The 13,005-nt window shown below is 37.4% G+C and carries 12 protein-coding genes; all 12 read left to right on the top strand.

Annotation, left to right across the window (positions count from 1 at the left end; translation table 11 throughout):
- Positions 1 to 86 precede the first annotated feature (86 nt).
- Complete coding sequence (locus C794_RS16290) at positions 87 to 1,280, top strand: acetyl-CoA C-acetyltransferase (RefSeq protein WP_017798231.1); 1,194 nt, start codon at positions 87 to 89, stop codon at positions 1,278 to 1,280.
- A gap of 14 nt (positions 1,281 to 1,294) precedes the next feature.
- Positions 1,295 to 2,146, top strand: coding sequence for a 3-hydroxybutyryl-CoA dehydrogenase (locus C794_RS16285; protein ID WP_017798230.1), 852 nt, complete (start codon positions 1,295 to 1,297; stop codon positions 2,144 to 2,146).
- A 20-nt stretch (positions 2,147 to 2,166) separates the two neighbouring features.
- Positions 2,167 to 3,321 (top strand): acyl-CoA dehydrogenase, encoded by a 1,155-nt coding sequence (locus C794_RS16280; RefSeq protein ID WP_017798229.1) that lies wholly within the window; start codon positions 2,167 to 2,169, stop codon positions 3,319 to 3,321.
- The gene (locus C794_RS16275) at positions 3,321 to 4,460 is read left to right on the top strand and encodes an acyl-CoA dehydrogenase (RefSeq protein WP_017798228.1); all 1,140 of its coding nucleotides are present in this window, start codon (positions 3,321 to 3,323) and stop codon (positions 4,458 to 4,460) included. Before C794_RS16280 ends, C794_RS16275 begins: the two co-directional genes overlap by 1 nt.
- A 39-nt stretch (positions 4,461 to 4,499) precedes the next feature.
- Complete coding sequence (locus tag C794_RS16270) at positions 4,500 to 5,117, top strand: TetR/AcrR family transcriptional regulator (protein WP_017798227.1); 618 nt, start codon at positions 4,500 to 4,502, stop codon at positions 5,115 to 5,117.
- Positions 5,118 to 5,538: 421 nt separating this feature from the next.
- The gene (rpoE, locus tag C794_RS16265; protein WP_017798226.1) at positions 5,539 to 6,060 is read left to right on the top strand and encodes a DNA-directed RNA polymerase subunit delta; all 522 of its coding nucleotides are present in this window, start codon (positions 5,539 to 5,541) and stop codon (positions 6,058 to 6,060) included.
- Positions 6,061 to 6,229: 169 nt separating this feature from the next.
- Positions 6,230 to 7,837, top strand: a complete 1,608-nt coding sequence (locus C794_RS16260) for a CTP synthase (protein WP_017798225.1) — start codon at positions 6,230 to 6,232, stop codon at positions 7,835 to 7,837.
- A 374-nt stretch (positions 7,838 to 8,211) separates the two neighbouring features.
- On the top strand, positions 8,212 to 8,571 hold the full coding sequence (locus C794_RS16255) for a response regulator (RefSeq protein WP_017798224.1): 360 nt from the start codon (positions 8,212 to 8,214) through the stop codon (positions 8,569 to 8,571).
- A 113-nt stretch (positions 8,572 to 8,684) separates the two neighbouring features.
- Entirely contained in the window at positions 8,685 to 9,539 is an 855-nt protein-coding gene (gene fba, locus C794_RS16250) for a class II fructose-1,6-bisphosphate aldolase (protein ID WP_017798223.1), read from the top strand.
- Positions 9,540 to 9,623: 84 nt separating this feature from the next.
- The gene (fsa, locus tag C794_RS16245; RefSeq protein WP_017798222.1) at positions 9,624 to 10,265 is read left to right on the top strand and encodes a fructose-6-phosphate aldolase; all 642 of its coding nucleotides are present in this window, start codon (positions 9,624 to 9,626) and stop codon (positions 10,263 to 10,265) included.
- A 122-nt stretch (positions 10,266 to 10,387) separates the two neighbouring features.
- Positions 10,388 to 11,674, top strand: coding sequence for a UDP-N-acetylglucosamine 1-carboxyvinyltransferase (locus C794_RS16240; RefSeq protein ID WP_017798221.1), 1,287 nt, complete (start codon positions 10,388 to 10,390; stop codon positions 11,672 to 11,674).
- 115 nt (positions 11,675 to 11,789) lie between these two features.
- Positions 11,790 to 12,758, top strand: a complete 969-nt coding sequence (gene glpX, locus C794_RS16235) for a class II fructose-bisphosphatase (protein WP_017798220.1) — start codon at positions 11,790 to 11,792, stop codon at positions 12,756 to 12,758.
- The last annotated feature ends 247 nt before the right edge of the window (positions 12,759 to 13,005 follow it).

Raw genomic sequence — 13,005 nt, 5'->3', positions numbered from 1 at the left:
TAAATTTGGAAGTAGGGAGGTATATCCTCTCTATTTTCCCATGTCAATATTGAACGAGCGTTCAATCATTACAAGGAGGTACGAAAATGAAAAAAACAGTAATTGTATCTGGTGCACGCACACCTTTTGGAAAATTTGGAGGCGCCTTAAAACCGTTAAAAGCAACAGAACTCGGAGGTATTGCAATTAAAGAAGCTATGGAACGAGCAGGCATTAATAATGACGTCGTTGATGAGGTAATCATGGGAACTGTCTTACAAGGCGGACAAGGACAAATCCCATCTCGTCAAGCTGCAAGAAATGCTGGCCTTCCATGGGAGACACGATCAGAAACGATTAATAAAGTGTGCGCATCTGGAATGCGTAGTGTTACATTAGCGGATCAGTTGATTCGTTTAGGAGAAGAAGATGTCATTGTAGCAGGTGGAATGGAGAGCATGAGTAATGCCCCATACTTTTTACCAGATGCACGTTGGGGAAATCGAATGGGAGATAAATCTGTTGTAGATATGATGGTTCATGATGGTCTTACTTGTACATTTACAGGTAATCATATGGGCAACTATGGTAATTCTACAGCAGAAGATTTAGAGATTTCTAGAAAACGCCAAGATGCTTGGGCTTTACGTAGTCATCAAAAAGCGGTGGAAGCAATCGAATCGAATAAGTTTTCAGAAGAGATTGTACCTGTAGAAATTTCAACTCGAAAAGGAAATCCAATAACAGTTGATAAGGACGAGGCGCCACGTAAAGATACGACAATAGACAAACTATCATCACTACGTCCTGCATTTGATAAAGATGGGTCGATAACTGCGGGTAATGCTCCAGGAGTAAACGATGGAGCGGCAGCATTTGTCGTAATGTCAGATGAAAAGGCTGCTGAATTAAATAAACAACCTCTGGCTTATATTCTCGGTCATGCAGAAGTTGCTGTAGAAGCAAAGAATTTTCCACAAACACCGGGGATTGTCATTAATAAACTGTTAGAAAAAACCGGCACTGCTAAAGAAGAAATAGACCTTTATGAAATCAATGAAGCATTTGCAGTTGTTGCACTTGCGAGTGGACAGATTGCAGATATTGACGAAGAAAAAATCAATGTGAATGGTGGAGCAGTTGCTCTCGGCCATCCAATAGGAGCAAGTGGAGCGCGCATCATTCTTACGCTTATCCATGAATTAAAACGTCGTGGTGGTGGAAAGGGAATCGCTGCTATTTGTAGTGGAAGTGGGCAAGGAGATGCCATTCTTATTGAAGTACCAGCTGACTTAAACTAACAAGGAGGATAACCATGAATATCCGAAATGTTATGGTGGTCGGAGCAGGCCAAATGGGCGCAGGAATTGCGCTTGTTTGTGCTCGTTCTGGATACCATGTATACCTTTTTGATAAAAATAAAGAAGCACGGCAACGAGGATATGTGCAAATTGAAAAAATACTAGAAAAAGATGTAACAAAGGATAAAATGTCTGAAACAGATAAGATTGAAGCATTAAATCGAATAACATTAGCTAACACAATTGAAGAAGTAGCAAATTGTGATATAGCGATTGAAGCTGTAGTAGAAAATATGAACGTGAAGATTTCTGTTTTTCAAGAATTAGATAAACATGCGCCAAGCCATGCTATCTTAGCTTCCAATACATCGTCGTTACCAATTACAGAAATTGCAGCAGAGACAACACGACCAGAACAAGTTATTGGCATGCATTTTATGAATCCGGTTCCAATCATGAAATTAGTTGAAATCATTCGTGGATTAGAGACAAGTGATGAAACGTATCAACTTGTTCATAAAATGTCAGAATCATTAGGAAAATCAAGTGTAGAAGTACGAGATTTTCCGGGATTTGTGGCTAATCGTGTCTTAATGCCTATGATTAATGAAGCCGTTTACACAGTGTTTGAAGGTGTTGCTTCTCCACAGGATGTAGATCAAGTAATGAAACTTGGTATGAATCATCCAATGGGACCATTGCAACTTGCTGATTTTATCGGATTAGATACATGTCTATACATTATGGAAGTATTACACGAAGGATTTGGAGATAGTAAATATCGTCCGTGTCCGTTATTAAGACAATATGTTAAAGCTGGTCGTCTTGGAAAGAAGGTAGGTCGAGGTTTTTACACATATGATTAATCACTAGAGAGGTGGATGTGATGTCGATATTAATGCTATCTGATGAACAAAAAATGTTACAAAAAATGGTGCGTGACTTTGCTACACAAGAAGTGGTGCCAGAAATAGAGAGAATGGAAACTGAAGATCGGTTCCCTAAAGAACTAATACAAAAAATGGGAGAGCTTGGTTTAATGGGGGTTCCTATTCCAGAGGCATATGGTGGGAGTGGGATGAGTTATACCTCTTATATTCAAGTCATCCATGAAATATCTAAATTTAGTGCAACTTTAGGAGTAATCTTATCGGTACATACATCGGTTGGAACGAATCCGATTTTGTATTTTGGTACAGAAGATCAAAAACAACAGTATATACCTAAATTGGCACGAGGAGAGTATTTAGGTGCGTTTGCTTTAACGGAATCAGGATCAGGGTCGGATGCAAGCAGTATGAAGACCACTGCTAAACTGATAGATGACATGTATGTATTAAATGGATCGAAAGTTTTTATTACAAATGGTGGGGAAGCCGATACGTATATTACATTTGCCCGTACTGGAGATGCGCCGAAAGACATCAGTGCATTTATTGTTGAAAAAAACGCTCCTGGATTCATTATTGGAAAAAAAGAAAAGAAAATGGGTTTACATGGATCGAATACGGTAGAAATTATCTTTGAAAACTGTCGAATACCGAAAGAGAACTTACTAGGTGAAAGAGGAAACGGCTTTAAAATTGCGATGGCTAATCTAAATATCGGCCGTATTGGTATAGCTGCACAAGGACTTGGAATTGCTGAAGCTGCATTGAATTATGCAGTTACTTATGCAAAAGAAAGAGAACAGTTTGGAAAGCCCATTGCAGCGAACCAAGGGATTTCTTTTAAATTAGCCGAAATGGCAACGAATGTAGAGTCTGCGAAACTATTAACTTATCAGGCCGCTGCATTGATAGAAGCAGGAAAACAATGTAATAAAGAAACGTCGATGGCAAAAATGTTGGCAACAAAAACAGCAATGAAAAATGCAATCGAAGCAGTTCAAGTATTTGGTGGATACGGTTATACGAAAGAGTATCCAGTGGAAAGATTATTCCGTGATGCAAAAGTTACAGAAATATACGAAGGTACTAATGAAATTCAGCACATTGTAATTGCAAAACATCTGCTAAAAGACGAAGGGGTGCACGGTTGATGAATTTTCAATTAACAGAAGAACAAGAAATGCTGCGTAAAATGGTCCGTGATTTTGCAGAAAAAGAAGTTGCACCATCGGCATCAGAACGTGATGAAGAAGAACGCTTTGACCGTTCTATTTTTGATCAAATGGCAGAGTTAGGGTTAACCGGCATCCCGTGGCCAGAAGAATATGGTGGGATTGGTTCGGATTATCTGAGCTACGTGGTTGCGGTAGAAGAACTTTCTCGCGTATGTGCTTCCACAGGAGTAACATTGTCAGCTCATTTATCTTTAGCTAGCTGGCCAATATTTAAGTATGGAACGGAAGACCAGAAGAAGAATTTCTTGCAACGTTTAGCCACTGGTGAAGCGCTTGGTGCATATGCTTTATCTGAACCAGGTGCTGGAAGTGACGTTGTATCGATGAAAACCACAGCAAGACGAGACGGCGAAGGATTTGTTATTAATGGAAATAAGGTGTGGATTACCAATGGTGGCGTAGCTGATATTTATATTGTATTTGCAAAAACCGACACTGATGCAAATCATAAAGGGATTAGTGCATTTATTGTTGAAAAAGGAACTGAAGGTTTTAGTTTTGGGAAAAAAGAGAAAAAGCTTGGAATTCGTTCATCTCCGACCACCGAATTGATATTTGAAAATTGTCGAATACCTGCAGCAAACTTACTCGGAAGTGAAGGAGAAGGTTTTAAGATTGCTATGACCACACTTGATGGCGGAAGAAATGGCATTGCTGCTCAAGCCTTAGGAATTGCTCAAGGAGCTTTGGATGCTGCTGCGGAATACGCTAAAGAACGTCAGCAATTTGGAAAGCCGATTGCTGCGAATCAAGGAATTTCATTTAAATTAGCAGATATGGCAACAGAGATAGAGGCTGCCCGTCTATTAACCTATCAAGCTGCTTGGCTAGAATCAGCTGGTTTACCATATGGAAAAGCTTCTGCAATGTCGAAATTATTTGCTGGAGATGTAGCAATGAAAAGTACTGTTGAAGCAGTCCAAGTATTTGGTGGTTACGGATATACGAAAGATTATCCGGTAGAAAGGTATATGCGTGATGCTAAAATCACACAAATCTATGAAGGTACAAATGAGGTACAGCGATTGGTAATCGGTCGAATGTTAACAAAATGATGATATATAAGTAAAGTGCAGAAAGGAGGATATCAAAAAATGGCAGAAGATCGAATTCTTTCATCAGTCAAAGACCAACAGCTTGTCAGTAAACGTCGTAATCAAATTATTAAAGGTGCCATGCGCTTGTTTCAAGAAAAAGGCTTTCATCGTACAACGACGAGAGAAATAGCGAAAGAATCAGGTTTCAGTATTGGTACTTTATATGAATATATAAGGACAAAAGAAGATGTCTTATTTTTAGTATGTGAGTCGATTCATGATCAAGTAAGAGATCGAATTGCAGATTCTATGGAAGTTGAAAATCCTTCGATTGAAAATATGCGTAAGGCAGTAAGATCTTTCTTTTACCTCATGGATGACATGCAAGATGAAATCTTAATGTTGTATCAGGAAACTAAATCACTAAAAAAGGAAACGAGAGACTTTGTTTTGCAACAAGAAAGAGCTGTAGTCGATATTATGATTAAATTGTTATCAACCTGCCTAGAAAGAGATAAAAAGGATAAGGAAATGTGCCTGATTGCCAATAATATTGTCGTTGGAGGACATATGTGGGGATTCCGGCGTTGGATCATCCAAAAACAATTTACACTTGAAGAATACATTGATTTGCAGATGCAACATTTGGACCAACTTACTAAAAAAATAACTTGATGAAAATTTATATGTTAGCAATATTAAAGGGAATATCGAAACATGTGGGTTATTGAAGTAAAAAGTTGAGAAATAAATTTCTCAACTTTTTATGTCTTATATGTGGAATATTGCATCTATCTTTGTTTATAATGTAAAATATGTTTATCACGTTGTAATCATTTGTAACGTCTAAGATTAATTAGATAGGTGTGTTTACAGGTGATACCAACCTGATTCATTTAACTACCAATTATCAGGGGCAGTAAAAAGTCGCTGAACAAAGTTTTATGTTATTGTAAATGAGTTAATTTCATAAAACATAGCAACTTATTTAGTTATGAAATTGATTCAAGTAGATAGTTCAAATAAGAGCTGGATATACAAGAAGGTACATAGGCAGAATATGCCTTGATTATATTTGCTAAGGGAGTGCATGAACGTGAGTTTGCAACAATTAACCCATGATGAGATTGACCATTTATCCATGATTGAGCTAGCAGCAAAAATACTTAAAGAAGAGAACAAAGCAATGAATTATAAGGTTATCTTCAATAAGATTGCTGAGCTGAAGGAATTTACCGATGAGCAAAAACAAAATATGATGGCACAGTTCTACACAGATATGAATGTTGATGGTCGTTTTCTTACATTAGGATCTGGAATGTGGGGATTGAAACGCTGGTACCCAGTGGATCAAGCAGAGGAAGAAATTACCGAGGAACCGAAGAAAAAGACAAAGAAGAAAAAGAAGAAAGCAGCAGTCGTTGATGATGTGGATGATGATCTAGATGTAACAGATGATGAAATTGATGACATTGTTAGTGATTTAGGTGATGATCTAGAAGACGAAGATTTTGAAGATGATTTAGATGAAGATTTAGAGGACCTTGAAGATGAAGTCGATGAATTCGAAGCGGATGAAGATTTAGAAGATAAAGTTGATGATGATAATCCACGTTAAGAAGTCTTGACTTTTCATAAGACAATGAGTACAATCTTTATTGGGCTCTTTGATTCGAAATACAAAGCGTTTTCCCAGTTAAATGGGGGAACGCTTTTCTTATTTTATTTTCCCCTTTAGCCATACTAGGAATAATAAAATATCATAGATAGAAAGAAGGATGAGGAACGTGACAAAGTATATCTTCGTTACTGGAGGAGTAGTATCTTCTCTAGGTAAAGGAATAACAGCAGCATCTTTAGGTCGTTTACTGAAAAACCGTGGATTAAGTGTGACTATCCAAAAATTTGATCCATATATTAATGTGGACCCTGGAACAATGAGTCCATATCAACATGGTGAAGTATTTGTAACACATGATGGAGCGGAAACAGATTTAGACTTAGGTCATTACGAACGCTTTATTGATATTAACTTAAACAAATACAGTAACATTACAACAGGGAAAGTTTATTCTAGCGTTATTCGTAAGGAACGTCGCGGAGATTATCTTGGTGGTACCGTTCAAGTAATTCCTCATATTACGAATGAGATCAAAGATCAAGTGTTTCGAGCAGGTGAAGCAACTGGTGCAGATGTCGTTATTACGGAAATTGGTGGAACAGTTGGGGATATTGAATCTTTACCTTTCCTTGAAGCAATTCGCCAAATAAAAAGTGATGTTGGTCGTGACAGTGTTATGTATGTTCATTGTACACTCGTACCTTATATTAAAGCAGCAGGCGAAATGAAAACCAAACCAACGCAACATAGTGTGAAAGAGTTACGCTCACTTGGTATTCAACCAGATGCGATTGTATTGCGAACAGAAATGGCTATAAGCAAAGACATGAAAGAAAAGATTGCTTTATTCTGTGATATTGATGATAAATCGGTTATCGAAATGCGTGATGCGGACACACTTTATCAAGTACCGATTGCGCTACAAGAAGAAAAGCTAGATCAAATTACATGCGATCATTTTGGCCTTGATTGCAAAGAAGCAGATATGGAAGAGTGGAAAGGCCTTGTGAATAAAGTACGTAACTTGAGTAAAACAACGCATATAGGACTTGTTGGTAAGTATGTAGAACTTCCCGATGCTTATTTATCTGTTGTTGAGTCATTAAAACATGCTGGTTATGACTATGACGCTGATGTCAAAATTCATTGGATCAACTCAGAGTTATTATCTAAAGAACAAATCAATGAGGAACTATCTAAAGTGGATGGTGTATTAGTTCCCGGTGGATTTGGAGATCGTGGTATTGATGGGAAAATTGAAGCTATTCGTTATGCCCGTGAAAATAATATTCCATTCTTTGGAATATGCTTAGGGATGCAATTAGCTTCTGTTGAGTTTGCTCGTAACGTGGTTGGGTTATCTCAGGCTCATTCAGCGGAAATCGATCCACATACACCTCATCCAGTCATTGATTTATTACCAGAACAGAAGGATATAGAAGATTTAGGTGGTACCCTTCGCTTAGGTGCTTATCCTTGTAAACTTGTTGATGGTACAAAAGCGAAAGAAGCTTACGACGGTGCAGATGTTATTGAAGAAAGGCATCGTCATCGTTATGAATTCAATAATGTATATAGAGATCAAATGTCGGAAAAAGGATTTGTATTTTCAGGTACAAGCCCAGATGGTCGCTTGGTTGAAACAATTGAAGTAAAAGATCATCCTTGGTTTGTAGCTTGTCAATTCCACCCAGAGTTTACTTCACGTCCAACTCGTGCACAAAGCTTATTTAAAGGCTTTATCGGGGCTTCCGTTGAATATCGTAAAGGTTAATATATTTATCATAAGGCTGTTCAAATATTTATTTGAGCAGCTTTTTTTGCATAGTCCTGTGGGTGATTAAATAACTGAAACAACCACATCTGGCACAAGCTCCCGTTTAGTTATTCAAGTGGGGAAAGAACGAACCATCCATTGGAAGAAGTTAAACTTTATAAGTTAATCTGTGAGCACCACCACGAACTATAAGTCACTGACAATGTATTACTACTCTTTTTCTGTATATGTTGGTAAAATAAGAATGTGTTTTTACCAATTTTTAGCAATATTAGTTTCGTGAAAAAACTCTTTTTCTAACTTAGCAGGATTATTTTTTGTAGTCATCGAATTTTATAATTACAAGAAATACACACAGGGGGAGAATGTTTATGGGAAATTCAATCTTAGTAGTAGACGATCAACCAGGTATCAGAATGTTATTAAGTGAGGTTCTATCAAATAAAGGATATACAGTATCCCTTGCAGGAACTGGAAAAGATGCGATCGATAAGCTAAGTGAAAAATTATATGATTTAGTTATTTTAGATTATAAACTTCCTGTGTTGGATGGCAAGGAGGTTATTAAGCAGATGAACTCCGACAAATACAATACAAAGATTGTAGTAATGAGTGGAATGGCAGAAAGTATACAAGAAGAAATAGCGGACTATAAAGTTGAGAAATTGATTTCAAAACCTTTTAATTTAAATGAATTGTGCTCTGATGTAGAAGGAATTTTAGAAGATTAATACAGATAGAATGGTTCTAACTTGTTGCACCAGAGACTGGGACTTGGTATTCTTATTATGTAATAAAAATGATTATTTTTTTATTGCTATGTAAATTTAAGGAGGAACTTTTCATGCCTTTAGTATCAATGAAGGAAATGCTAGAAAAAGGTAAAGAGAATGGTTATGCAGTAGGTCAGTTTAATATAAATAACCTAGAGTATGTACAAGCTATTCTTCAAGCTGCGGAAGAAGAGAAGTCACCAGTTATTCTTGGTGTTTCTGAAGGAGCTGGAAAATATATGGGTGGTTTCAATGTAGTCGTTGCTATGGTGAAATCATTAATGGAATCTTATGGTACAACTGTACCTGTAGCAATCCATTTAGATCATGGATCTAGTTTTCAAAAATGTGCAGAAGCAATCCATGCTGGTTTTACTTCTGTTATGATTGACGGATCTCATTCTCCAATCGAAGAAAACATCGCAGTTACAGGGAAAGTTGTGGAATTAGCACAAATCCATGGCGTTTCTGTAGAAGCTGAGGTTGGAACTGTTGGTGGAGAAGAAGATGGAGTAATCGGTGGAATCAAGTATGCTGATTTAGAAGAATGTCAACGTCTTGTAAAAGAGGCTGAAATAGACTGCTTAGCTCCAGCACTAGGTTCTGTGCACGGAGAATATCAAGGTGAACCAAATTTAGGATTTAAAGAAATGGAAGAAATTCTAAATGCAGTTAATGTACCTTTAGTACTTCATGGTGGTACTGGAATTCCAACTAAGGATATTCAAAAAGCTATTTCTTTAGGAACTGCTAAAATTAATGTAAATACTGAAAATCAATTAGCTCAAACAAGAGCAGTACGAAAAACATTAGAAGAAAAACCAAATCTCTATGACCCACGTAAATACTTAGGGCCAGGAACTGAAGCGATTAAAGAAACTGTAAAAGGTAAAATGCGTGAATTTGGTTCTTCTAACCAAGCATAATCACATAATTGAAACGAATGAGCTGTACCAATGGTACAGCTTTTCCAACAATTTTTACACGAAAAAAAGCAGGGAGGATTTGTGATGAAATTTTTTATCGATACAGCTAATATTGATGATATTCGAGCTGCGAATTCACTAGGAATACTAGCAGGTGTAACAACAAACCCGAGTTTAGTGGCTAAAGAAGGAGTTTCTTTCCACGATCGTTTACGTGAGATTACAAAAGAAGTATCTGGCTCTGTGAGTGCGGAAGTTATTTCTGAAGATGCAGAAGGCATGATAGAAGAAGGTAAAGAATTAGCAGCAATTGCTCCTAACATTACAGTAAAAGTTCCGATGACTTTAGAAGGATTAAAAGCAGTTAAAGTATTTAGTGAACTTAATATTAAAACAAATGTAACGCTTATTTTTAATGCCAACCAAGCATTACTTGCGGCACGTGCAGGTGCAACCTATGTATCCCCATTTTTAGGACGTTTAGATGATATTGGACAAGATGGAATGACTTTGATTTCTACTATTGCAGAAATATTTGATCGTCACAGTGTGTCCACAGAAATTATTGCTGCATCTATTCGTCATCCACTTCATGTAACAGATGCTGCACTAAATGGTGCACATATAGCGACAATTCCTTACAAAGTATTGGAACAACTCGTGAAGCATCCACTTACGGATCAAGGTATCCAAAAATTTCTAGACGATTGGAATAACCAGAAATAATTACATGATTTTGGTAAATTAGGAAACACTATTAATGGTAAAAAACGTTTTTAATGAAAATGCCTACTAACAACATGCAGTGTGTTCAACGAAGAACACCTCTTTAGGAATGAGGTTTTCATATGCAAAAATTATTAATTGAAGGTGGTCATGATTTAAATGGCCAAGTTCGAATTAGTGGAGCAAAGAACAGTGCGGTTGCCTTACTTCCCGCTGCAATATTGGCAGACTCAGCAGTAACGATTGAAGGTTTGCCTGAAATCTCTGATGTGGATACCTTAGGGGATTTACTTGAAGAAATTGGTGGCAGTGTATATAGAGATGGACAAGATATAACCATTCATCCTGAAAAGATGATGGCAATGCCTTTACCAAATGGAAAAGTCAAAAAACTTCGTGCATCCTATTATTTCATGGGGGCAATGCTTGGTAAGTTTAACAAAGCAGTAATTGGTTTACCAGGTGGATGTTTTTTAGGACCGCGACCAATTGATCAACATATCAAAGGGTTTGAAGCACTTGGTGCAGAGGTTACTAATGAACAAGGTGCGATTTATTTGCGAGCAAACGAATTACGTGGAGCACGTATCTATCTTGACGTTGTTAGTGTTGGTGCAACGATAAATATTATGTTGGCAGCAGTAAAAGCAAAAGGAAGAACTACCATTGAGAATGCTGCGAAAGAGCCAGAAATTATCGATGTAGCAACATTACTGACGAATATGGGAGCAAAAATTAAAGGAGTAGGTACGGATGTGATCCGAATCGATGGCGTGCCTTCTTTACACGGTTGCCGTCATACGATTATTCCTGATCGTATTGAAGCAGGAACGTATGCAATTGCTGCAGCGGCCAAAGGGAAGGAAGTAGTTATTGATAATGTGATTCCACAGCATTTAGAATCATTAATTGCAAAACTTCGTGAAATGAATGTTACGATTGAAGAAAGCGATGAACAATTATATATTGCACGAAACCGACCACTAAAGAGTGTGGATATTAAAACGTTAGTATATCCTGGTTTTCCGACGGATTTACAACAACCGTTTACTTCTTTATTAACACAAGCGAACCATTCTGGTGTAATAACGGACACCATCTATTCCGCTAGATTAAAGCATATCGATGAATTACGTCGAATGAATGCAGTTATTAAAGTGGAAGGTGGTTCGGTTATTGTATCAGGACCGGTACAGTTAGAAGGAGCAAAAGTAAAAGCCAGTGATCTTCGTGCAGGAGCATCGCTGATTATTGCTGGACTGTTAGCTGATGGAATCACAGAAATAACAGGGCTAGACCATATAGATAGAGGATATGAAAGATTAACTGAAAAGTTATCATCCTTAGGCGCGAATATTTGGCGTGAAGAAATGACAGATGTAGAGATAATGCAAGATCAAAATATGTAATGATGCCATTTCACATATCCATAAATACTTGATGGGATGAGTATTTGTAGAGGTATGTCCAAAGATATGAATTTTTGTACAACCTCAAAGAAAAAGACAAAAGGAGATGTTTGAAATGGAAAGAAGTTTATCAATGGAATTAGTACGTGTCACAGAGGCAGCAGCGCTACAATCTGCTCGTTGGATGGGTAGAGGTGTAAAAGATGAGGCTGATGATGCAGCAACTACTGCGATGCGTACAGTGTTTGATACCATACCAATGGATGGTACAGTCGTAATCGGTGAAGGCGAAATGGACGAAGCACCAATGCTTTATATTGGTGAAAAATTGGGTACTGGAGACGGTCCTGGAGTGGACGTAGCAGTAGACCCACTAGAAGGTACAGAAATTGTTGCTCAAGGAACGTGGAATGCCTTAGCTGTTATTGCTATTGCAGATAGAGGCACATTATTACATGCGCCAGATATGTATATGGAAAAAATTGCGGTAGGTCCAGATGCAGTAGGGAAAATTGATATTAACGCTCCAGTAGTTGATAATCTTAAAGCAGTAGCAAAGGCAAAAAATAAATCGATTGAAGATGTGGTAGCTACAGTTCTAGATCGTCCGCGTCATCAAAAACTAATTGATGAGATTCGTGCTTCTGGTGCTAGAATCAAATTAATTCCGAATGGTGATGTAGCAGCGGCGATTAATACTGCTTTTGATGATACAGGTGTAGATATTCTACTAGGATCTGGTGGAGCTCCAGAAGGTGTATTAGCAGCAGCGGCATTAAAATGTTTAGGTGGAGAACTACAAGGGAAATTATTACCATCGAATGATGAAGAAATCAAACGTTGCCATGATATGGGAATCACTGACCTAAATAAAGTATTTTACATGAATGACTTTTGTAGTGGAGACGATGCTATTTTTGCAGCCACTGGTGTTACAGATGGAGAGTTACTAAAAGGTGTTCAATTTAAAGGGAAAAAAGCAACGACATCTACATTAGTAATGCGTGCCAAGAGTGGAACCGTTCGTTTCATTGATGGAACTCATAGTTTACAGAAAAAACCAGATCTCGTAATTAAACCATAATTTAAAAATAGAAGGTGTTCCCAATAAACGATTTGCTTTGTTAGAATTCTAACATCTAAAAAATATAATCGACATATTTTGGGGACAACTTCTACATTTGTAATTCCTTTCCAAAATTTCCTCTAATATTTGACAAAAAAGTCTATTGAATCTTTACTTCTAAAAGAGTATGATAATAGATGTTTAATATAGGCAAGAATAGGTTAGTCTGGTTGAATACAACTAAGAATAAAAGTGTGTTTTCAAA

The organism is Oceanobacillus kimchii X50, from assembly GCF_000340475.1.
GTDB classification, from domain to species: Bacteria; Bacillota; Bacilli; order Bacillales; family Amphibacillaceae; genus Oceanobacillus; species Oceanobacillus kimchii.
The sequence above is the reverse complement of the archived record's forward strand: the minus strand, read 5'-3'. Positions and strand labels throughout refer to the sequence as shown.